Raw genomic sequence first — 20,701 nt, forward strand, 5'->3', positions numbered from 1 at the left:
GCGCCATGATCGATTGGCTGACTGACGCTTTTTCTGCCCTCCAGGGCTGGTTCTTCGAGGCTGTCGTGCAGCCGCTGGTGTTTGCCGTGGGCCTCGGCGGCTGGACCGAAGATGCATTCGACGCCACCGGCTGGCTGCTGGTCGGGGTCATCCAGATCCTGGTGCTGATCGCCATCATCGGGCCGCTGCAGCGCTGGCGCTCGGTGGAGCCCGTGGTCGACCGCCATGCCATCCGCATCGACGTGCTGTACACGCTGATCCACCGGCTCGGGCTGTTCCGGCTGGCCATCTTCTTCACGCTGCAGCCTTTCTTCGACGACGCCATGGGCGCGCTGCGCACGGCGGGGTGGGGCACCTTCCACCTCGACGAGGTCTGGCCCGGCGTGACCGACGTGCCGGTGATCGCCTTCGCGATCTATCTCGTGGTGCTCGACTTCGTGGGCTACTGGATCCACCGCGGCCAGCACCAGTTCAACTGGTGGTGGGGCCTGCACTCGCTGCACCATTCGCAGCGCCAGATGACGATGTGGAGCGACGACCGCAACCACCTGCTCGACGACATCGTCCACGACACGCTCATCGTCATCGTGGCGCAGCTCATCGGCGTGGCGCCGGGGCAGTTCATCGCGTTCGTGGCCTTCACCCAGCTCAGCGAGAGCCTGCAGCATGCCAACCTGCGGCTGAGCTTCGGCGCCATCGGCGAGCGGCTGTGGATCAGCCCGCGCTTTCACCGGTTGCACCACAGCATCGGGCTGGGCCATGAATCGAACGGCAGGAGCACGCTCGGCGGCCACAACTTCGGCGTGCTGCTGCCCTGGTGGGACATGATGTTCGGCACCGCCAACTTCGAGAACCGCTACGACCCCACCGGCATCCGCGACCAGGTGGAGCCCGGCACCGACGGGCGCGTGCGCGAGTACGGCCGGGGGTTCTGGGCCCAGCAGTGGCTCGGCCTGAAGCGAATGGTCGGACGCGCTTGAGGGTCACCGGCCCCTGACGGCGCCGCTCCAGGCGTTATCCTCGCTGCCTCATGCGCCTGCTCCTCGACTCCTTCTGGCGCGCGGTCGCCTATTGCATGCTGCCGCGCGTGATCGTGCTGTCGCTGCTGCCCCTGGGGTTGATGGTGGTGCTCGCCGCGGGCCTCGGCTATTTCTACTGGGAAGCCGCCGTGGCCTGGACGCGCGGCGCGCTCGATGCTTGGCCTTTGCTGGCCAGCTTCTGGGCCTGGATCGGCCGGCTTTTCTCGAGCGACGTGACGGCCATGCTGGCGCCGCTGGTGGTGGTGTTTGCCGCCACGCCGCTGATCGTGGTGGTTTCGCTGCTCGTCGTGGCCGGCTTCATGGCTCCCGCGCTCACCCGGCTGGTGGGCGAACGCCGCTTTCCCTCGCTGGAGCAGAAGAAGGGCGCCTCCTTCTTCGGCAGCGTGGCCCGCTCGTCGCCGTCACCATCCTGGCGCTGGTCGCCCTCGTGGTGTCGATGCCGCTGTGGCTCATTCCGCCGCTCGTGCTCATCCTGCCGCCGCTCATCTGGGGCTGGCTCACCTACCGCGTGATGAGCTTCGACGCACTGGCCGAGCACGCCAGCCCCGAGGAGCGTGCCACCCTGCTGCGCACGCACCGGCTGCCGCTGCTGTGCGTGGGCGTGCTGTGCGGCTACCTGGGCGCGGCGCCGAGCATCGTCTGGGCCTCGGGCCTGCTGTTCGCCGCCGCTTTCTTCGTGCTGGTGCCGATCGCCATCTGGATCTACACACTGGTCTTCGCCTTTTCGGCGCTCTGGTTCGCGCACTACTGCCTCGACGCGCTCGCGCAACTGCGTGCCCAGCGCGCGGTGGCCGCGGCGGCGCCGGGTGCCGAAGGCGCCCCGGCCCTCGCGGCCGCGGAAGCCAACAGGGCCGCTCTTTCTCAATGGGGTTCACCATGACACGCGCATTCGGTCTCATCGTCGTCGGCGACGAGATCCTCTCCGGCAAGCGGGCCGACAAGCACATGGCCAAGGTCATCGAGCTGCTCGCCGCACGCGGCCTGCAGCTCAGCTGGACCGAGTACGTGGGCGACGAGCCCGCGCGCATCACCGCCGCGCTGGAGCGGGCCTTTGCCTCCGGCGACATCGTCTTCTCGACCGGCGGCATCGGCGCCACGCCCGACGACCACACCCGCCAGTGCGCCGCCAAGGCCCTGGGCGTGCCGCTCGCGCTGCACCCCGAGGCCGAACTGCTGATTCGCGAGCGCATGCAGGACACCGCGCGCGAGCAGGGCGTGCCCTACGAGCCCGACCGCGCCGACAACGTGCACCGGCTCAACATGGGCGTGTTCCCGCAGGGCGCCACGCTCATCCTCAATCCGTACAACAAGATCCCCGGCTTCAGCGTCGGCGACGTGCATTTCGTGCCGGGCTTCCCGGTCATGGCCTGGCCGATGATCGAGTCCGTGCTCGACGCCCGCTACGCCGAGCTGTTCACCCGCAACGCGGTCGCCGAGAAGTCGGTGATCGTTTTCGGTGCCATGGAAGCCACCCTGACACCGCTGATGCAGGCCATCGAAGACACGCACGCCGGCGTCAAGGTGTTCAGCCTGCCCAGCGTCGACCACCCCCAGTACGGGCGGCACATCGAGCTGGGCGTCAAGGGCGACCCTGCCCGGCTCGATGCCGCCTATGCCCAGCTGATCGAAGGCCTGCACACCTTTGATGCCAAGCTGGGCCCTGAATTGGTGCGTTAATTCTTATTGCACCAATGTGGTGATATTTCTTGGTCATTTGTGGTTCGCTTTGGTGAACAAGGCCTCATCCAGAGAGGTGACAATGGCACAGAAACTGCATCCCTCGTCCCTGTATTCCTAACCACCATCCAACTCCAGGAGAAACTGATGGCAAAGACCGTCGCCGATGTACTCAAGCTCGTCAAGGAAAACGAGGTCAAGTTCGTCGACTTCCGCTTCACCGACACCCGCGGCAAAGAGCAGCACGTGACCGTGCCGGTCTCGGCTTTCGATGAAGACAAATTCACCTCGGGCCACGCATTCGACGGCTCGTCCATCGCCGGCTGGAAGGGTATCGAAGCCTCGGACATGCAGCTCATGCCCGACCCCAACACCGCCAACATCGACCCCTTCTTCGAAGAAACGACGCTGATCCTGACCTGCGACGTGATCGACCCCGCCGACGGCAAGGCCTACGAGCGCGATCCGCGTTCGCTCGCCAAGCGCGCAGAGGCGTACATGAAGGCCTCGGGCCTGGGCGACACCGCCTTCTTCGGTCCGGAACCCGAATTCTTCGTGTTCGACGGCGTCCGCTGGAAGAACGACATGTCGGGCTGCTTCGTGAAGATCGAATCCGAAGAAGCCTCGTGGAACACCGACAAGGAATACGAGCACGGCAACACCGGCCACCGTCCCGCGGTCAAGGGCGGCTACTTCCCGGTTCCCCCGGTCGACAGCTTCCAGGACATGCGCTCGGAAATGTGCCTGGTACTCGAATCGCTCGGCATCCCGGTCGAAGTGCATCACCATGAAGTGGCCAACGCCGGCCAGATGGAACTCGGCACCAAGTTCAGCACGCTCGTGCAGCGCGCCGACTGGGTCCAGCTGCAGAAGTACGTGATCCACAACGTGGCCCACGCCTACGGCAAGACCGCCACCTTCATGCCCAAGCCCATCGTCGGCGACAACGGCTCCGGCATGCACGTGCACCAGTCGGTCTGGAAGGACGGCAAGAACCTGTTCGCAGGCGACGGCTACGCAGGCCTGTCGGACTTCGCGCTGCACTACATCGGCGGCATCATCAAGCACGCCCGTGCCCTGAACGCCATCACGAACCCCGGCACCAACAGCTACAAGCGCCTGGTGCCCGGCTTCGAAGCCCCGGTGAAGCTGGCCTACTCGGCCAAGAACCGCTCGGCCTCGATCCGCATCCCGTTCGTGGCCAACCCGAAGGGCCGCCGCGTCGAAGCGCGCTTCCCCGATCCGCTGATGAACCCGTACCTGGGCTTCGCCGCGCTGCTGATGGCCGGCCTGGACGGCGTGGAAAACAAGATCCACCCGGGCGAAGCCGCCAGCAAGGACCTGTACCACCTGCCGCCGGAAGAAGACGCGCTGATCCCGACCGTCTGCCACAGCCTCGACCAGGCCCTGGAATACCTGGACAAGGACCGTGCGTTCCTGACCAAGGGCGGCGTGTTCACCGACGCGTACATCGACGCGTACATCGAACTGAAGATGCAGGAAGTCACGCGCTTCCGCATGGCGACGCACCCCGTCGAGTTCGACATGTACTACTCGCTCTGATCGACGAGCAAACAGCCTTCACAGGCATGTAAGTCAAAAGGACGGCCTCGGCCGTCCTTTTTCCTTGGGGCGGAACATCGGGGCTCCGGGTGCGTCGAATTGCATGAAAATGCGCCTTTGTCGCGCCTCCATCGATACACATGAAGACAGCTTCTCTCTTTTTCCTGGCCGGTTCACTCCTGATCGCGTTGCCGGCGGTTGCGCAGGAACGCGTCTGGCGCTGCGGCAACGAATACACGAACAACGCGACCGTGGCCCAGCAAAAGGGCTGCAAGGTCCTCGAAGGCGGCAACGTCACGGTGGTGCAGGGGACCCGGGCTTCGGGTGGCGGATCGGCATCGTCGTCCTCGGGTACTGCTTCCACGGCGGCGCGCGCGCCGGCCGGCAGCCCGCGCGTCGAAGGCGTCGACCAGCGCGCCCGCGATGGCGAGGCCCGCTCCGTGCTCGAGTCCGAGCTCAAGAAGGCCGAGGCCCGCCAGGCCGAGCTGCTGAAGGACTACAACAACGGCGAGCCCGAGAAGCAGGGCAGCGAAGGCCGCAACTACCAGAAGTACCTCGACCGCGTGGCCGAAATGAAGGCCGAGATCGCGCGCAACGAGAGCGACATCGCCGGCATCCGCCGCGAAATCAACCGGCTGCCGCCCCGGCAGCAGTAACCAACAGCAAGCGCAAGCAAGAAACCTCTATGGCATTCGGGAAGAAGGCGACCGGCGCCAATCCGCGCTTCCAGTCCTTCGACCTGCTGTCCACCCTGATCGCGGTGGTCAACAGCAACGGCTCCGTGCTGTTTGCCAACGCAGGCCTCGAAGACGCACTAGGCACCTCGCGCCGCACGCTGGAAGGCTCGCAGTTCGGCGCGTGCTTCCATGAGCCGCAGGTGCTGCGCACCGCCATCGACGGCGCGAGCAGCAACGACTTTGCGACGCTGCGCTACGAGGCCTTCCTGCGCCGCGTCAACCACGAGCTCATGCCCGTGCAGGTCACGCTCGCGCAGGGCGAGAAGAAGGGCGAGCTCATCATCGAGATGTCGCCGCTCGAGCAGCAGGTGCGGCAGGACCGCGAAGAGCGGCTCATCGACCAGGCGCAAGCCAACAAGGAACTCATCCGCAACCTGGCGCACGAGATCAAGAATCCGCTGGGCGGCATCCGCGGCGCGGCGCAGCTGCTGCAGATGGAGGTCGAGTCGCGCGACCTCATCGAATACACGCAGGTCATCATCCACGAGGCCGACCGGCTGCAGACGCTGGTCGACCGCCTGCTGGCGCCGCACCGCCGTCCGCATGTGGTGGGCGACGTCAACATCCATGAAGTGTGCGAGCGCGTGCGCTCCGTGATCCTCGCGGAGTTCCCGCGCGACCTGCACATCGAGCGCGACTTCGACGTCTCCATTCCCGAGTTCCGCGGCGACCGCGAGCAGCTCATCCAGGCCACGCTCAACATCGTCCACAACGCCGCACAGGCGCTGGCCGAGCGCCGCGCGGCGGGCGATGCGCAGATCACTTTCAAGACCCGCGTGGCGCGTCAGGTGATTTTCAACAAGCAGTGGTATCGATTGGCACTGGAATTGCATGTAATCGACAATGGACCGGGTGTGCCGGACACGATCAAGGACCGCATCTTCTATCCGCTCGTATCGGGCAGGGAAGGCGGGACCGGGCTGGGATTGACGCTCGCACAAACTTTTGTGCAACAGCATCACGGCGTGATCGAGTGCGACAGCGTCCCGGGCCGAACCGATTTCAAGATATTGATACCGCTGCCCTAGCGCAGCCACCGGCAACAGAGGAGATGCATGAAGCCGATCTGGATAGTTGATGACGACCAATCGATTCGCTTCGTGCTCGAGAAGGCTCTGCTGCGCGAAGACCTGCCCACGCGCAGTTTCACCAACACGCGCGAGGTGCTCGCCGCACTCGAGCAGGCCGCCGACGACGAACAGCAGGGCCCCCAGGTACTGGTGAGCGACATCCGCATGCCCGGCGGCTCCGGGCTCGACCTGCTCGACAAGATCAAGGCCAAGCACCCGGGCCTGCCCGTCATCATCATGACGGCGTTTTCCGACCTCGACAGCGCCGTCTCGGCGTTCCAGGGCGGCGCATTCGAATACCTGCCCAAGCCCTTCGACCTGCCGCGCGCGGTCGAACTCATCCGCCGTGCCGTCGACGAAAGCCAGCGCGAGGAAGTGGCCGAGGAGCGCATGGTCGCCGCGCCCGAAATGCTCGGCCAGGCCCCTGCGATGCAGGACGTGTTCCGCGCCATCGGACGGCTCTCCCAGAGCAACGTCACGGTGCTCATCACCGGCGAATCGGGCTCGGGCAAGGAACTGGTGGCGCGCGCGCTGCACAAGCACTCGCCGCGCGCCAACGGCCCCTTCGTGGCCATCAACACCGCAGCCATTCCCAAGGACCTGCTCGAGAGCGAACTGTTCGGCCATGAGCGCGGCGCCTTCACCGGCGCGCAGACCATGCGCCGCGGCCGCTTCGAGCAGGCCGAGGGCGGCACGCTCTTCCTCGACGAAATCGGCGACATGCCCTTCGACCTGCAGACGCGCCTGCTGCGCGTGCTGAGCGATGGCCATTTCTACCGCGTGGGCGGCCACAACTCGGTGAAGGCCAACGTGCGCGTCATCGCGGCCACCCACCAGGACCTGGAGCAGCGCGTCAAGCTCGGCGGCTTCCGCGAAGACTTGTTCCACCGCCTCAACGTGATCCGCCTGCGCCTGCCGGCGCTGCGCGAACGCGGCGAAGACGTGCCCGCGCTCACGCGCCACTTCCTGCAGGTGAGCGCGCGCCAGCTCGGCGTGGAGCCCAAGCGCATTTCCGATGCCGCGCTGACCAAGCTCGCGGCGTTCAGCTTCCCGGGCAACGTGCGCCAGCTCGAGAACATCTGCCACTGGCTGACGGTGATGGCGCCGGCCCAGTTGATCGAGGCCAAGGACCTGCCGCCCGAAGTGATGGCGGTGGGCACCGCGGCCAGCGAGGCGCATGCTGCGCCGGAAGCTGCCCCGCAGGCCCCGGCCATCGCGAGCCCGCTGGTTGCGCCCCCGGCGGCCTTCGGCGACGCGCCCGCCGTCGCGCATGTTCACGCCGAGGCCGCCGAAAGCCCCGCGCTGGTGAGCAGCTGGGAGAGCGGCCTCGAGGTCGAGGCCCAGGCCCTGCTGGCCGCCGGCCGTACCGACGTGTGGGACGTGCTCTCGCGCCGCTTCGAGTCCAGGCTCATCCTCACCGCGCTGGCCAACACGCGCGGGCGGCGCATCGAGGCCGCGCAGAAGCTGGGCATCGGGCGCAACACCATCACCCGGAAAATCCAGGAACTCGGCATCGAATGAAAAAGGCCCCTCAGGGCCTTTTTCTTTGCCTCTGCCCGGTTGCCTGTTACCTGCTGCGCTGTCCCAGCGTCAGCGAGTCGATCTGGAACTTGCCGCTCTTGTCCCAGAGCCAGGTGTCGACATAGGTGTGGCCGCCGAGCTTGCCCGGGCTCGGCAGCGGCGACGTCGCCTTGATGAGCTCCGCGATCATCGGCGCCACTTCCGGCGCATGGCTCGGTGTGCGGCTGAAGGTCACGTTGACCACCTTGCCGCTCGCGTCGATGTCGGTCTCGACCACCACCACGGCATACACCAGCGGCGGGATCTTGCCCTTGTAGATGCGGTTGGCGTAGGCCTTGTAGATGTGCTGCGCGCCGATCTTGCGGTAGGCCCGCACGGCGGGCGTCTGCGCGGTGATGAGCCGTACCGTGGGTACGTCGCGCCCGCTGGGCGCGGCCTCGTCGGTGGGCGCCGTCGCGGTGCTGCCCTTGCCGCCTTCGTCGGCCTTGTCGGCCGGCTTGAACAGCGAGCACGACGCCAGCGCGAAGGCTGCCGCGGCGATGACCAGAAAGCGGCAGGACCGGCCCGCCGCGCCTGCTTCGATTCCCGCGCCTGTTTTCATCGGATCAGGCACCCTGGTCGAGGTCCAGCACCACGGGCGCGTGGTCGCTCGGCTTTTCCCATTTGCGCGGCACGCGGTCGACCACGCAGCCCTTCACGCGCGGCACCAGCGGCTCGCTCACCAGGATGTGGTCGATGCGCAGGCCGCGGTTCTTCTGGTAGCCCAGCATGCGGTAGTCCCACCACGAGAAGCTCTTCTCGGGCTGCTCGAACATGCGGAAGCTGTCGGTCAGGCCCAGGTCGAGCAGCGCCTTGAAGTGCTTGCGCTCCTCGGTCGTGTGGTGGATGGTTTCCTTCAGGCCCACCGGGTCGAAGCTGTCGCGGTCTTCCGGCGTGATGTTGAAGTCGCCCAGCAGCACGAGGTTCGGGTTGGCCACCATCTCCTGGCGCAGCCAGTCGCGCAGCGCGTCGAGCCACTTCATCTTGTACTCGAACTTGTCGCTGCCCGGCGCCTGGCCGTTCACGAAGTAGCCGTTGACCACGCGCAGCGGACCCGAGGGCGTTTCAACCGTGGCCGCGATCACGCGCGACTGGTCGTCGGTGAACCCGCCGATGTTCTTCACCACGTCGCGCACTGGCGCGAGGCTCAGGATGGCGACGCCGTTGTAGGTTTTCTGGCCGAACACCGCCGCTTCATAGCCGGCCGACTTGAGCACCTCGAGCGGGAACTTGTCGTCGGTCATCTTCAGTTCCTGCAGGCACAGCACATCGACCGGGTTGGCGATGAGCCAGTCGAGCACGTGCTGCAGGCGCGCGGTGAGGGAGTTGACGTTCCAGGTGGCTATCTTCATGGGGCTTGCAACTTGTTGCTTTCGAAACAAGTCCTTGGGTTTTTGCGGTGCATCCCTCACAGCATATCGCGCAAACCCGGCGCCCTCGCGCCCGCGGGGCCTATGCGGCCAGTGCCCGCATTTCCGCGATCAGGTCGGCCTTGCCCTCGAAGCCGATGCCCGGCAGCGGCGGCAGCGTGACGTAGCCGTTGTCGACCTTCACGCCATCGGGGAAGCCGCCGTAGGGCTGGAACAGGTCGGGGTAGCTCTCGTTGCCGCCCAGGCCCAGGCCCGCCGCGATGGCCAGCGACATCTGGTGGCCGCCGTGCGGAATGCAGCGCGATGCCGACCAGCCGTTCTCCTTCAGCATGTCGAGCGTGCGCAGGTACTCCACCAGGCCGTAGCTGAGCGCGCAGTCGAATTGCAGCCAGTCGCGGTCGGGCCGCATGCCGCCGTGGCGGATCAGGTTGCGCGCGTCCTGCATCGAGAACAGGTTCTCGCCCGTGGCCATCGGGCCGGCATACACCTCGCCGAGCTTGGCCTGCAGTTCGTAGTCGAGCGGGTCGCCGGCTTCCTCGTACCAGAACAGCGGGTACTGCGACAGCGCGCGGCCGTAGTCGATGGCGGTCTGCAGGTCGAAGCGGCCGTTGGCGTCCACCGCGAGTTGCTGGCCGGGGCCGAGGATCTTCAGCACCGACTCGATGCGCTCGCAGTCTTCGGCCAGCGTGGCGCCGCCGATCTTCATCTTCACCACCGAGTAGCCGCGCTCCAGGTAGCTGGTCATCTCGCGCTGCAGGCCTTCCACGCCCTTGCCGGGGTAGTAGTAGCCGCCCGCCGCGTAGACGAACACGCGCGGGTCCGGCTTGCCGGTGCCGTAGCGCTCGGCCAGCAGCTGGTAGAGCGGCTTGCCCGCGATCTTGGCGGTGGCGTCCCACACGGCCATGTCGATGGTGCCCACCGCCACAGAGCGCTCGCCGTGGCCGCCGGGCTTCTCGTTGATCATCATGCGGGCCCAGATCTTGTGCGGATCGAGGTTCTCGCCGGTCTCGTCGAGCAGCGACGCGGGCTCGGCCTCGAGCAGGCGCGGCAGGAAGCGCTCGCGGATCAGCCCGCCCTGGCCGTAGCGTCCGTTCGAATTGAAGCCGTAGCCGATGACCGGCTTGCCGTCGCGGATCACGTCGGTGACCACGGCCACCAGGCTCAGGGTCATCTTCGAGAAGTCGATGTAGGCGTTGCGGATGTCCGACTTGATGGGACGCGTGGACTCGAGGATGTTGACGATTTTCATGATCGGTCTGGGTGGATGGAAAAGGAAAGGAGATTCAGCGGTGCAGAGACGAACCGCCGCAGATGGCGACGTCCTGCCCCGTGATGGCCGCCGCCGGCGGCGAAAGAAGAAAGCCCACCAGGGCCGCGATTTCTTCCGGCTGGATCAGCCGGCCGATGGGCGGCATGCGCGGCGCGCTGCCGGCGCGTGCCGGGTCCTGCAGCATCGAGGTCTGCGTCGCGCCGGGCGACACCACGTTGACGGTCACGCCCTGCGCCGCGACCTCCGCCGCCCAACTGCGCGCCAGCGCGATCAACGCGGCCTTGGTCGCGGCGTACTGGCCGCGGCCGGGCAGGCCCTGCGCGACGCGGCTGCCGACGAACACGACGCGGCCCTTGCCGCGCGCTGCCATCGCGGGCACGAGCGCATCGGCCAGCCGCGTGGCCGCATCCACGTGCAGCCGCCACATCAGCTCGCCGCCCGCGTGGTCGAGCGCGCCCAGCTCTCCGACACGCAGCACGCCGGCCGCATGCACCAGCGCATCGGCGTCCTGGAGCGCAGCTGCCGCGCGCGCGATGGCGTCGGCATCGCACAGGTCGACGGCTACATGCATGAAGCCCGCGTGAGACAGCGTCGGCTCGGCGAGGTCGAGCCCGCTCACGCGCCAGCCCGCCTCCAGCAGATGCGACGCGATGGCCCGGCCGATGCCGCCGCTGCTGCCCGTCACCACCGCATGCGGCGCTGTCGCGGCTTCATTCGACATGGATGTTGCCCTCCACGATGATCTTCTTCGAGCGCGCCATGTCCTCGGCCTGGAACTTCGCGAAGTCCTCGACGCTGCCCGGCGTCAGCAGCAGGCCCTGCGCACCCAGCGTCTCGCGCATGTCGGTGCCCAGTGCCTTGTTGACCTCGGCGTTCAGCCGCTGCGTGATGGCCGCGGGCAGCTTGGCCGGCCCCCACAGGCCGTACCAGCTGTAGAACTCGTAGCCCGGAATGCTCTCGCCCACCGTGGGCACGTTCGGCAGGCTGGAGGCGCGCGTGGCAGAGGTCACGGCAATCACCTTCACCATGCCGCTCTTGTGGTACTGCAGCGAGCCGAGGATGGGGTCGATGAAACCGTCGATCTGCCCGCCGATCAGGTCCTGGAAGGCAGGCGCCGTTCCCTTGTACGGCACGATCAGGTAGTCGAGCCCGCCGCCCGCGCGCTTGAGCAGCTCGGTCGACAGGTGGCCCGCCGATCCGATGGAGCCCACCGCGAAGGTCATCTTGCCGGGGTGCGCCTTGGCGTACGCGATGAGCGACTTCACGTCAGTCACCGGCAGGTTCTTGTTGACCGCCACCGACAGCGGCGCCTTGGCCACCAGCGCCACCGGCGTGAAGTCGCGCGTCACCTCGTAGGGCACGGCCTTCATCGTCATCGGCGCGGTGGTGAAGGTCGATGCGTTGAACAGCAGCGTGTAGCCGTCGGCCGGAGCCTTCGACACCACGTCGGCGCCGATGATGCCGTTGCCGCCGGCGCGGTTCTCCACGATGAAGGTCTGGCCCGTCTGCTCCCCGAGCTTCTGCGCCAGCAGGCGGCCGATGGTGTCCAGCGTGCCGCCCGGCGGAAACGGAATCACCATGCGCACGGGGCGGCTCGGCCAGGTCTGGGCGAGGCCGGCGGTGGACGCCGCGGCCAGCGCGAGGGCGGCCAGCGTGGCCCGCAGGAAATGGTTGCGTTGCATGTCTCTTGTCTCCTTGTGGTTCTTCGTCGGGGCATCGCGGGTGCCGCGGCCCCGTGGGCTCAGCGCTTCGACAGCCCGGCCTGCTCGACGGCCGCGCGCAGCGCGTCCATCTCGCGCGCGTTCGGCGCTTCGGTCGGCGGGCGCACGGTGGCGTTGTCGAGCACGCCCGCCAGGAACATGCCGCCCTTCATGCGCGCATGCGCCTCGCCGGTCGGCTCGCCGCCGCCGTACACCGCGTCTTTCAGCGGCGTGATGAGTGCCTGCACCGCCATCGCCTTCTTCAGGTCGCCGGCCTTCACCGCGTTCCACAGGTCGATGATCAATTGCGGAATGAAGGTCGCGAAGCCGACCAGCGCGCCGTCCACGCCCTGCACCATCGATGCGAGCAGGTATTCGTCGTGGCAGGTCAGGATGGCCTTCGACGCATCGGCTTCGCGGATCGCCTGGATGTCGCGGGCGTACTTGTTCATGTCGCGCTGGCCCACCTTGAAGGCCTGCAGGTAGGGCAGGCGGGCCAGTTCGGCCAGCAGCTGCGACGAGTAAGAGGCGCGCGTCCATGCCGGGTACACGTGGCAGACCAGGTCCAGCTCCGGCGCGGCGCGGTGGATGGCCTCGAAGTACTGCAGCGCATGCCCGGGCGTGAAGCCGAAGCGCAGCCAGTGGTGCGGCGGCATCACGTCCAGCGCCACCGCGCCGGCGGCTTGCGCGGCGCGGGCGTGCTCGGCGGCCTCGGCCAGGCCCTCGCACACGATCGACGAGATCACCGGCATGCGGCCGCGCAGCTCGTCGGCCACGATGCGCGTCACCTCGGCGCGCTCCGAAGGCGTGAGCGAGAACACCTCGCCGGTGTGGCCGTTGGTCATGATCGCCACCGCGCCGTCATGGCCGGTGAGCCACGAGGCCAGCTTGCGCAGCGCCGGTTCGTCGATGCGGTGGTCGGCCGTGAAGGGGCAGGAAATGGCGGGGATGATCCCGCGATAATTCGCGATGGAAGGCATGCTGTGTCTCCGTTGTGGTTCAAGGTGCAGGAATGGGGTGCATCTTTTGCCGGCGGAGGGCGGGCCGTCCAATACTCGAATCGCATACAACTATTCAACCGCGCTGCGCATGGGCCCTGGCAACCGACCGCTCGACCTGGAATGGCTGGAAGATTTCCTGGCCCTGGCCGAGTCCGGCAACTTCTCGCGTGCCGCGCAGGCGCGCTCCATCGCGCAGCCGGCGTTCAGCCGCCACATCCGTTCACTGGAAGAGTGGGTGGGCGTCGACCTGTTCGACCGCAGCGCGCACCCCACGGCGCTCACGGCGGCGGGCAAGCGCTTCCAGCCGCTGCTGCGGGAGGTGCTGGCCGATCTGGAGGCCGCCCGCATCAAGGCCCGCGCCGCGCACGACCTGGACGCGGCCAGCCTGAGCTTTGCCGCCACGCACGTGCTGTCGCTCACCTTCTTTCCGCGCTGGCTCGCCGGCGTGGAGTCGCGCCTGAGCATGGGGCCCATCCAGACCATCTCCGACAGCTCGTACGCCTGCGAAGACCTGATGCTGCAGCGCCGCGTGCAGTTCGTGCTGTGCCATGGGCACGCGGGCGCGCCGGGGCGGCTCGACGACACCGGCTACCCGGTTCAACGACTGAGCGAAGACGTGCTGCTGCCCGTGAGCGCGCCCGGTGCGAACGGCGCGCCGCTGCATGCGCTGGGCGCAGGCCAGTCGCCTTCGGTGCTGGCCTACAGCGATGCTTCGGGGCTGGGCCGGATCATGCGGGCCATGCAGGACAGCGAGTTCGGCAAGGACTTCGCCGCGTCGCTGTCGATCGTCTTCACGGCCCACCATGCCGCGCTGCTGCGCACCATGGCGCTCGAAGGCCGCGGCCTTGCATGGCTGCCGATGAGCCTGGTGGCCGACGACCTGCGCAGCGGCACGCTGGCCGATGCCGGCGCGGGCGGCTGGCGCGTGCCGGTGGACATCCGGCTGTACCGCCAGCAAGCGCACATGGCGCCGGTGGCCGAGGCGCTATGGACGCTGGTCAGCGAAGGCGCATCAGGCGCCTGACCGCTTCAGTTGGCGCAGCGAGCTTCCAGCGCATCGAGGAAGGAGCGGTCCCAGCGGCCTTCCTTCATCGCCTGGATCGTGCGCGCTTCCGTCTCCAGGTGCGCGCGGGCCTTCTCGATCAGCAGTTCGGCCTCGTCGGGCGAGAAGGCCAGCAGGCCGTCCTGGTCGCCTACCACGATGTCGCCCGGGTTCACGACCATGCCGCCGACCGACACCGGCACGTTGATCTCACCTGGGCCGTCTTTGTAAGGGCCACGATGGTTCACGCCGCGCGCGTACACCGGGTAGTCGCGCTCGCGGATCTCGGCCACGTCGCGGATGGCGCCGTCGAGCACCAGGCCCGCGGTGCCGATGGTCGCGGTATAGAACGACAGGATGCCGCCGATGACTGCGTTGGTGATGTCGCCGCCCGCGTCGATCACCAGCACGTCGCCGGGCCGGCAGAACTCGAAGGCGCGCATGGGCGTGAGGTTGTCGCCGCCGCGCGTCTTCACGGTGACGGCCGTGCCCGCCATGGTCTTGTGGCCGGGGCGGTGGTACGGCTGCAGGCCGACGCTGCCGATGTTGCGGTGCAGGTTGTCGCTGAGCGCGGCCACTGGAATCTCTTGCAGCGCGGCCAGGATGGCCGGCGCCACTTGCGGGGCCGACGGGTTCTTGCGGATGGCTTTGTAGGGCATGACTGGTCCTCGTGAGTTCTTCGGCGCGCTTCAGCGCAGCGCGGCCACGGCACGCGCGATGCGCTTGCAGCCTTCTTCCAGCGTCTCTATCGATGTGGCAATGGAAAGACGGAAGTAGGGCGACAGGCCGTACGCGGTGCCCGCGACCACGGCAACGCCTTCGCTTTCGAGCAGGTACATCACCACGTCGCCGTCCTCGTTCAGGCGCCTGCCTTCGGGCGTGGTCTTGCCGATGAGTCCGCCGCAGTTGATGTACAGGTAGAAGGCGCCGGGCGGCGTGGCGCATCCGAGGCCGGGAATGTCGTTGACGAGCGCCAGCGTGCGGTCGCGCCGCTGCCTGTACACGGCCACGCTCTCGGCCACGAAGCCCTGGTCGCCGTTCAGCGCGGCGGCGGCCGCGGCCTGGCTTACCGAGCAGCAGTTGCCGGTGGACTGCGACAGCAGCGTGTCCAGCGCCTTGATCAGGTCCACGGGCCCGGCCGCGTAGCCGATGCGCCAGCCGGTCATCGCATAGGTCTTGGAGACGCCGTTCACGATCAGCGTGCGATCGCGCAGCGCCGGTGCCACCCCGAGGATGTGCGGCAGCGGCTCGCCGCCGAAGCGGATGTGCTCGTAGATCTCGTCGGTCATCACCATCACGTGCGGATGGCGTTCCAGCACTTCGGCCAGTGCGCTGTATTCGGCGGCGGTGTAGCTCGCGCCGGTCGGGTTGCTCGGCGAATTGATCAGCAGCCAGCGCGTGCGCGGCGTGATGGCCGCCTCGAGCTGTGCCGGCGTCAGCTTGAAGCCGTTCGCCTCGGGGCATGCCACGGTGACGGGCGTGCCCTCGCAGGCCAGCACCATGTCGGGGTAGGACACCCAGTAGGGCGCGGGAATGATCACCTCGTCGCCCGGCTCCAGCGTGATCGCGAAGGCGTTGTAGATGGCGCTCTTGGCGCCGTTGGTGGCGATGATCTCGTTCATCGCATAGCGCAGGCCGTTCTCGCGCTCCAGCTTGGAGACGATGGCTTCGCGCAGCTCCACCGTGCCCGCCATCAGCGTGTAGCGCGTGGCGCCGCGCTCGATGGCCGCGGCCGCGGCCTGGCGGATGTGGAGCGGAGTGTCGAAGTCGGGCTCGCCCACCACGAGGTTGACGATCGACTTGCCCTGCCTGCGCAGTTCGTTGGCGCGGTCGGCGGCCGAGGTGCTGGGCGAGGGCTTGATGCGCCGCACGCGGGCGGCAATGCGGGAAGTAGTGGCTTGCATGGACCGAACGGTACGCACATCGCTCCCGCCAGGCCAAGACGAGATTGCACTGGTCGTATAGGCGCAGCTTATGACTCATGGTGAGCCCCGATATCCGCCGCGCGACCGCGATGCTAGGCTTGGCTTTTGCTTGGGGACAAGGCGTGAACCTGCGACGCCTCAAATATTTCGTGAAGATCGTGGACATCGGCAGCCTGACACAGGCGGCCGAAGTCCTTTTCATCGCCCAGCCCGCGCTGAGCCAGCAACTGGCCACGCTCGAAGGCGAGGTGCGCCAGCAGTTGCTCGTGCGCACCAAGCGCGGCGTGACGCCCACCGAAGCCGGCAAGGTGCTGTACCGCCACGCGCAGATCATCCTGCGCCAGTGCGAGCAGGCCCGCGTCGACATGGAGGCCGCGGGCGAAGGGCTCTCTGGCCAGGTTTCCGTGGGGCTCGCGCCCGGCACCGCCGCCTCGGCGCTCTCGCTGCCGCTGCTGCGCACGGTGCGCGCGCGGCACCCGGGCATCCTGCTCTACCTGAACGAGAACTACGGCACCACGCTCAGCGAACTCATCATGAACGGCCGCATGGACCTGGCTGTGCTGTATGGCGACAAGGCCATCCACGGGCTCACCTTCCTGCCGCTGCTCAAGGAGCCGCTGTTCCTGGTCGGCCCGGCATCCATGCCCGCGCCCTCGCAGCCGGTGAAGCTGGCCGACCTGCGCGACATCGAGCTCTTCCTGCCGCGCCCATACAACGTGGTGCGCAAGCTGGTGGATGCGGCCTTCGTGCGCGCGGGCATGGTGCCTCGCGTGGTGGCGGAGATCGAATCCGCCTTCACCCTCACGGCGGCCATTGCCGACGGGCTGGGCGCGACCATCCTGCCGGCGTCGATGGCGCGCGAGGTGGTCGCGAGCTGCGGCGCCTGGCAATTCCCCATCGTCGACCCTGTCATCGAGGCGCCGCTGGCGCTGTGCCAGTCCGACCACCTGCCGCTGTCGGAGCCCGCGCAGGCGGTGAAGGACATCCTGCTCGAACTCGTGGCCGACCTGGCCAACACCGTCGCGTCGACGCCCGAACCCGGGATCGCCGCGCTGTCCTGAGCCGGGCGTCATAAGGCGCCCTTATCCCGGCACAGCCATTCCGTCTTTGGCTTCAGGCGCGCGGACCGTTACCTTTCATGCATGCCGTCACGCGTTCGCGGAACGCGTCGGCCACCACAGCCATCGGCATGAAGCAGGAACAGATCAAGACGCTCATCGACGCTTTGGCCGCATCGGACCTGGCGGAACTGGAGTACAGCGAGAACGGCAGCACGCTGCGGCTGGTGAAGCTGGCCGCGCTGGGGGCTGCATCCGCCGCGCCCGCTGCACGAAGCCCCTCCGGCTTACGAAAGGCACCGCGCCAGGCGCCGGAAGAAACGACGGCACCGGCCGCTGCCAGTGCCGATTGCCTCGCGCCACTGTTCGGCGTGGTGCACCTTCAGCCCGCGCCCGGCGAGCCGCCTTTCGTGCAGCCTTCCCAGGCCGTGGAAGCCGGCCAGCTTCTGTGCGTGATCGAGGCGATGAAGATGTTCAACGAGGTACGCTCCGACCGCACGGGCACCGTGCGGCAGGTGCTCGTGCAATCGGGCCAGGAAGTGGAAGCAGGACAGCCCCTGTTCCGCTTCGACTGAGGAGGCCCGCGCCATGTTCGACACCGTGCTCATTGCCAACCGGGGCGAGATCGCCCTGCGCATCCAGCGTGCCTGCCGCGGCCTGGGCCTGCGTACGGTGGCCGTGCATTCCGAGGCGGACCGCGACGCCATGTACGTCGCGCAGGCCGACCAGGCGCTTTGCATCGGGCCTTCCGCTCCGGGCCTGAGCTACCTGAACCAGTCCGCCATTTTGTTTGCCGCCGAAGTGAGCGGCGCACAGGCGATTCATCCCGGCTACGGCTTTCTCTCGGAGAACGCGGGCTTCGCGGATCGTGTGGCGCAGGCCGGCCTCGTGTTCGTCGGGCCCAGCGCCGCGTGCATTCGCACCATGGGCGACAAGGTCTCGGCCAAGCGCGCGATGCGCAAGGCCGGCGTGCCCTGCGTGCCCGGCCCCGACGAGCCGCTGCCGGACGACCCGGCCGCCGTGCTGGACCTGGCGCGCGACATCGGCTATCCGGTGATCGTGAAGGCGGCAGGCGGTGGCGGCGGGCGCGGCATGCGCGTGGTGCACGAAGAAGCCGCGCTGCTCGACGCCATGGCCCTCACGCGCGAGGAAGCGCGCCAGGCCTTCGGCAACCCCGAGGTCTACATCGAGAAATTCCTGCTGCATCCGCGCCATGTCGAGATCCAGGTGCTGGCCGACAGCCACGGCAACGCGGTGTGGCTGGGCAGCCGCGACTGCTCGCTTCAGCGGCGCCACCAGAAGGTGATCGAAGAGGCGCCGGCGCCCGGCATCGACGACGCACTGATGGCCGAGGTGGGCGAGCGCTGCGCGGCCGCGTGCCGGCAGATCGGCTACTGCGGCGTGGGCACCTTCGAGTTCCTGTACGAAAAGGGCGCTTTCTATTTCATCGAGATGAACACCCGCCTGCAGGTGGAGCACCCGGTGACCGAGATGACCACCGGCATCGACATCGTGCAGCAGCAGTTGCGCATGGCGCTCGGCGAGCGCCTGTCGCTGGCGCAGGCCGACGTGCGCTGCCAGGGCCACGCCATCGAGTGCCGCATCAACGCCGAGAACCCCGACACCTTCGCGCCCGCGCCGGGCCGCATCACCGGCTGGCAGGTGCCCGGCGGCTTCGGCGTGCGCGTCGATTCGCACGCGGGCGCCGGCTACCGCGTGCCGCCGTACTACGACTCTATGATCGCCAAGCTCATCGTGCACGGACATACCCGCGCCGACGCGCTGGAACGCATGCGCCTGGCGCTGGCCGAGACGCGCGTGGAAGGCATCGCCACCAACGTGCCGCTGCACCGCGCGCTCGTGCAGGACGACGGCTTTGCCGCCGGCGGCGTGGACATCCATCACCTCGAACGCTGGCTGCAGCGAAGGAGCGCGGCGTGAGCCCACAGGCATCCCGTACCGAACCGTCCATCAGCCTCCTGGGCACCACGGCGCTGCTGTTCGAAGCGCCCGGCGACATGGACCTGCCTTCGCAGCAGCGCATCTGGGCGCTGGCGCACGAAGCCGAGAGCTGGCCCGAAGTGCGCGAGGCCGTGCCCGGCATGAACAACCTGATGCTCACCTTCACGCGCGCGCCGCGCCATCTCGATGCGCTGTGCGAGCGCCTGTGCGACGCCTGGCGCGCGGCCACCGCCGTGCCGCGCGAAGGCCGCGTGGTGGAGCTCCCCGTGGTCTACGGCGGCGAGGGCGGCCCGCACATGGCCGACGTGGTGGCGCACACCGGCCTGAGCATCGAGGCCATCGTCGAGCTGCACAGCGCGCCGCTCTATCCGGTGTACGCGCTCGGCAGCCATCCCGGCTATTGCTACCTGGGCGGCATGGACCCGCGCATCGCCACGCCGCGGCGCAAGGTGCCGGTGCTGAGCATTCCGGGCGGCGCGGTGTCGATCGGCGGCGCGCAGACGGGCGTGTCGGCATCGGCCGGCCCCAGCGGCTGGAACACCATCGGCAGCACGTCGATGGTGTTCTTCGACCCCGCGCAAGACCCGCCCGCCATGCTGCAGCCGGGCGACATGATCCGCTTCCGCGTGGAGGGCATCGTCCGATGATCGAAATCCTTTCGTCCGCCGCGCTCGCCACCGTGCAGGACCTGGGCCGCACCGGCAGCCTGCGCTGGGGCGTGGGCACTTCCGGCGCCATGGACAACCTGGCGCTGGCCGCCGGCAACCTGCTGCTGGGCAATGCGCTGGGCGCGGCAGCCGTCGAGGTGCCGGTGTTCCCGTTCAAGGTGCGTTTCGGCGAGGACTGCGCCTTCGCGCTCACCGGCGCCGACTGCGCCGCCAGGCTCGACGACCAGCCCCTGTTGCCCTGGTGGGTGCACCAGGCACGCGCCGGCCAGGTACTGACGCTCGGCCTGCCGCAAGGCGGCGCGCAACGCGGCAGCCGCGCCATGCTGTGCGTGGCCGGCGGCATCGACGTGCCGGAGGTGCTGGGCTCGCGCAGCACCCAGTTGCGCGGCGCATTCGGCGGCCATGAAGGGCGCGCATTGCAGCGCGGCGACATGCTCCGCGCCGCCGGCGCCGGTACCGCCAGCCGCACCGGTTTCGGCCTGGTGCCGCCCGCGCTCGCATTGCCATTGGCGCGCGACGGCGTGGCCGCCGTGCGCGTGCTGCCCGCGGCCGAATACATGGCCTTCGAGCCCGCGTCGCGAGACGCCTTCTGGTCCGGCGAATGGAAGATCACGCCGCAGAGCGACCGCTACGGCTACAGGCTCGACGGCGAGCCGCTGCGCCCCATCGCCCCCATGGAGCTGCGCTCCCACGGCATCGTGCCCGGCGTCATCCAGGTACCGCACAGCGGCCAACCCATCATCCAGATGCGCGACGCCCAACCCTCCGGCGGCTACCCCAAGTTAGGCACCGTGATCGAGGCCGACATGTGGCGCCTCGGCCAGGCACCCATCGGCAGCCGCATGCGCTTCATCGAAGCCACCTGGGACGAGGCACTGGCCGCGCTCGACGAAGTGCGTGCGTGGCTCGACAAGGTGGCGCGTGTGGTGGCTCTTCATCGGGGGGCGCCTCGTGTCTGAGTCCTTTTCTTCGGGGCCCGATCACGCCGACGGGGTACCTTGCTCCGCGAATGTCCCCCGCCCTTCGGGCTCCTCCTTTATTTCGCTGCGCAAGGCACC

Annotated in this window: 20 protein-coding genes and 1 pseudogene; 13 read left to right on the top strand and 8 right to left on the bottom strand. The window is 68.1% G+C overall.

What is annotated here, in order from left to right; genetic code table 11:
• Positions 1–5: 5 nt before the first annotated feature.
• From QRN67_RS29280 to ntrC, 7 genes and pseudogenes are all read left to right on the top strand, one after another.
• Positions 6–980, top strand: a complete 975-nt coding sequence (locus QRN67_RS29280; RefSeq protein ID WP_081271309.1) for a sterol desaturase family protein — start codon at positions 6–8, stop codon at positions 978–980.
• Between the two features lie 50 nt (positions 981–1,030).
• Positions 1,031–1,920, top strand: a pseudogene (locus QRN67_RS29285) (EI24 domain-containing protein).
• Entirely contained in the window at positions 1,917–2,717 is an 801-nt protein-coding gene (locus tag QRN67_RS29290) for a competence/damage-inducible protein A (RefSeq protein WP_205367334.1), read from the top strand. Before QRN67_RS29285 ends, QRN67_RS29290 begins: the two are co-directional and overlap by 4 nt.
• Positions 2,718–2,864: 147 nt before the next feature.
• Positions 2,865–4,280, top strand: a complete 1,416-nt coding sequence (gene glnA, locus QRN67_RS29295; RefSeq protein WP_081271312.1) for a type I glutamate--ammonia ligase — start codon at positions 2,865–2,867, stop codon at positions 4,278–4,280.
• Positions 4,281–4,420: 140 nt separating this feature from the next.
• Positions 4,421–4,936 (top strand): hypothetical protein, encoded by a 516-nt coding sequence (locus tag QRN67_RS29300; RefSeq protein ID WP_081271313.1) that lies wholly within the window; start codon positions 4,421–4,423, stop codon positions 4,934–4,936.
• A 29-nt stretch (positions 4,937–4,965) separates the two neighbouring features.
• Entirely contained in the window at positions 4,966–6,045 is a 1,080-nt protein-coding gene (glnL, locus tag QRN67_RS29305) for a nitrogen regulation protein NR(II) (RefSeq protein ID WP_081271314.1), read from the top strand.
• Positions 6,046–6,072: 27 nt separating this feature from the next.
• Complete coding sequence (gene ntrC / locus QRN67_RS29310) at positions 6,073–7,608, top strand: nitrogen regulation protein NR(I) (RefSeq protein WP_285414699.1); 1,536 nt, start codon at positions 6,073–6,075, stop codon at positions 7,606–7,608.
• Positions 7,609–7,654: 46 nt separating this feature from the next.
• Here ntrC and QRN67_RS29315 read toward each other — a convergent pair whose 3' ends face one another.
• The 6 genes from QRN67_RS29315 to QRN67_RS29340 form a co-directional block, all read right to left on the bottom strand.
• Positions 7,655–8,209 carry a hypothetical protein gene (locus QRN67_RS29315; RefSeq protein ID WP_285414700.1) on the bottom strand — a complete coding sequence of 185 codons (555 nt, stop codon included), beginning with the start codon at positions 8,207–8,209 and terminating at the stop codon, positions 7,655–7,657.
• Between the two features lie 4 nt (positions 8,210–8,213).
• Positions 8,214–8,999 (bottom strand): exodeoxyribonuclease III, encoded by a 786-nt coding sequence (gene xth, locus QRN67_RS29320; protein WP_106937250.1) that lies wholly within the window; start codon positions 8,997–8,999, stop codon positions 8,214–8,216.
• A 100-nt stretch (positions 9,000–9,099) separates the two neighbouring features.
• Entirely contained in the window at positions 9,100–10,266 is a 1,167-nt protein-coding gene (locus QRN67_RS29325) for a mandelate racemase/muconate lactonizing enzyme family protein (protein ID WP_205367326.1), read from the bottom strand.
• Positions 10,267–10,300: 34 nt separating this feature from the next.
• Positions 10,301–11,008 carry an SDR family NAD(P)-dependent oxidoreductase gene (locus QRN67_RS29330; RefSeq protein WP_285414701.1) on the bottom strand — a complete coding sequence of 236 codons (708 nt, stop codon included), beginning with the start codon at positions 11,006–11,008 and terminating at the stop codon, positions 10,301–10,303.
• A complete protein-coding gene (locus QRN67_RS29335) occupies positions 10,998–11,969 on the bottom strand; it encodes a Bug family tripartite tricarboxylate transporter substrate binding protein (RefSeq protein WP_285414702.1) in 972 nt (323 codons plus the stop codon). The genes QRN67_RS29330 and QRN67_RS29335 overlap by 11 nt, the downstream gene beginning before the upstream one ends.
• A gap of 59 nt (positions 11,970–12,028) precedes the next feature.
• Positions 12,029–12,967, bottom strand: a complete 939-nt coding sequence (locus tag QRN67_RS29340) for a dihydrodipicolinate synthase family protein (RefSeq protein ID WP_285414703.1) — start codon at positions 12,965–12,967, stop codon at positions 12,029–12,031.
• 109 nt (positions 12,968–13,076) lie between these two features.
• On the opposite strand from QRN67_RS29340, the gene QRN67_RS29345 reads away from it, so the two are divergent.
• Complete coding sequence (locus QRN67_RS29345; protein ID WP_285414704.1) at positions 13,077–14,012, top strand: LysR family transcriptional regulator; 936 nt, start codon at positions 13,077–13,079, stop codon at positions 14,010–14,012.
• 5 nt (positions 14,013–14,017) lie between these two features.
• On the opposite strand, the gene QRN67_RS29350 is transcribed toward QRN67_RS29345, so the two are convergent.
• Together QRN67_RS29350 and QRN67_RS29355 are read right to left on the bottom strand one after the other, a co-directional pair.
• Entirely contained in the window at positions 14,018–14,689 is a 672-nt protein-coding gene (locus QRN67_RS29350) for an RraA family protein (protein WP_106937314.1), read from the bottom strand.
• Between the two features lie 30 nt (positions 14,690–14,719).
• Entirely contained in the window at positions 14,720–15,934 is a 1,215-nt protein-coding gene (locus tag QRN67_RS29355; protein WP_285414705.1) for an aspartate transaminase, read from the bottom strand.
• A 143-nt stretch (positions 15,935–16,077) separates the two neighbouring features.
• Between QRN67_RS29355 and nac the strand changes: the two genes are divergently transcribed.
• The 5 genes from nac (at position 16,078) to QRN67_RS29380 (ending at position 20,602) form a co-directional block, all read left to right on the top strand.
• Positions 16,078–17,016: a nitrogen assimilation transcriptional regulator NAC gene (nac, locus tag QRN67_RS29360; protein WP_234382427.1), complete on the top strand. Its 939-nt coding sequence runs from the start codon at positions 16,078–16,080 to the stop codon at positions 17,014–17,016.
• Positions 17,017–17,144: 128 nt separating this feature from the next.
• Positions 17,145–17,588, top strand: coding sequence for an acetyl-CoA carboxylase biotin carboxyl carrier protein (locus QRN67_RS29365; protein WP_285414706.1), 444 nt, complete (start codon positions 17,145–17,147; stop codon positions 17,586–17,588).
• 13 nt (positions 17,589–17,601) lie between these two features.
• Positions 17,602–18,954: an acetyl-CoA carboxylase biotin carboxylase subunit gene (gene accC, locus QRN67_RS29370; RefSeq protein WP_285414707.1), complete on the top strand. Its 1,353-nt coding sequence runs from the start codon at positions 17,602–17,604 to the stop codon at positions 18,952–18,954.
• Positions 18,951–19,622, top strand: a complete 672-nt coding sequence (gene pxpB / locus QRN67_RS29375) for a 5-oxoprolinase subunit PxpB (protein ID WP_285414708.1) — start codon at positions 18,951–18,953, stop codon at positions 19,620–19,622. Before accC ends, pxpB begins: the two co-directional genes overlap by 4 nt.
• On the top strand, positions 19,619–20,602 hold the full coding sequence (locus tag QRN67_RS29380; RefSeq protein WP_285414709.1) for a 5-oxoprolinase subunit C family protein: 984 nt from the start codon (positions 19,619–19,621) through the stop codon (positions 20,600–20,602). Before pxpB ends, QRN67_RS29380 begins: the two co-directional genes overlap by 4 nt.
• Positions 20,603–20,701: the final 99 nt, after the last annotated feature.

It is taken from the genome of Variovorax sp. efr-133-TYG-130 (assembly GCF_030208835.1).
In the GTDB taxonomy this organism is placed as follows: domain Bacteria; phylum Pseudomonadota; class Gammaproteobacteria; order Burkholderiales; family Burkholderiaceae_C; genus Variovorax.

Excerpts from the sequence above, each read along its gene's own strand:
- QRN67_RS29325 (WP_205367326.1), bottom strand. The coding sequence starts at position 10,266 with ATGAAAATCGTCAACATCCTCGAGTCCACGCGTCCCATCAAGTCGGAC.
- QRN67_RS29300 (WP_081271313.1), top strand. The coding sequence starts at position 4,421 with ATGAAGACAGCTTCTCTCTTTTTCCTGGCCGGTTCACTCCTGATCGCG.
- QRN67_RS29350 (WP_106937314.1), bottom strand. The coding sequence starts at position 14,689 with ATGCCCTACAAAGCCATCCGCAAGAACCCGTCGGCCCCGCAAGTGGCG.
- QRN67_RS29355 (WP_285414705.1), bottom strand. The coding sequence starts at position 15,934 with ATGCAAGCCACTACTTCCCGCATTGCCGCCCGCGTGCGGCGCATCAAG.
- QRN67_RS29365 (WP_285414706.1), top strand. The coding sequence starts at position 17,145 with ATGAAGCAGGAACAGATCAAGACGCTCATCGACGCTTTGGCCGCATCG.
- glnA (WP_081271312.1), top strand. The coding sequence starts at position 2,865 with ATGGCAAAGACCGTCGCCGATGTACTCAAGCTCGTCAAGGAAAACGAG.
- glnL (WP_081271314.1), top strand. The coding sequence starts at position 4,966 with ATGGCATTCGGGAAGAAGGCGACCGGCGCCAATCCGCGCTTCCAGTCC.
- QRN67_RS29345 (WP_285414704.1), top strand. The coding sequence starts at position 13,077 with ATGGGCCCTGGCAACCGACCGCTCGACCTGGAATGGCTGGAAGATTTC.
- QRN67_RS29315 (WP_285414700.1), bottom strand. The coding sequence starts at position 8,209 with ATGAAAACAGGCGCGGGAATCGAAGCAGGCGCGGCGGGCCGGTCCTGC.
- ntrC (WP_285414699.1), top strand. The coding sequence starts at position 6,073 with ATGAAGCCGATCTGGATAGTTGATGACGACCAATCGATTCGCTTCGTG.
- QRN67_RS29330 (WP_285414701.1), bottom strand. The coding sequence starts at position 11,008 with ATGTCGAATGAAGCCGCGACAGCGCCGCATGCGGTGGTGACGGGCAGC.
- QRN67_RS29290 (WP_205367334.1), top strand. The coding sequence starts at position 1,917 with ATGACACGCGCATTCGGTCTCATCGTCGTCGGCGACGAGATCCTCTCC.
- accC (WP_285414707.1), top strand. The coding sequence starts at position 17,602 with ATGTTCGACACCGTGCTCATTGCCAACCGGGGCGAGATCGCCCTGCGC.
- QRN67_RS29280 (WP_081271309.1), top strand. The coding sequence starts at position 6 with ATGATCGATTGGCTGACTGACGCTTTTTCTGCCCTCCAGGGCTGGTTC.
- xth (WP_106937250.1), bottom strand. The coding sequence starts at position 8,999 with ATGAAGATAGCCACCTGGAACGTCAACTCCCTCACCGCGCGCCTGCAG.
- QRN67_RS29340 (WP_285414703.1), bottom strand. The coding sequence starts at position 12,967 with ATGCCTTCCATCGCGAATTATCGCGGGATCATCCCCGCCATTTCCTGC.
- QRN67_RS29335 (WP_285414702.1), bottom strand. The coding sequence starts at position 11,969 with ATGCAACGCAACCATTTCCTGCGGGCCACGCTGGCCGCCCTCGCGCTG.
- QRN67_RS29380 (WP_285414709.1), top strand. The coding sequence starts at position 19,619 with ATGATCGAAATCCTTTCGTCCGCCGCGCTCGCCACCGTGCAGGACCTG.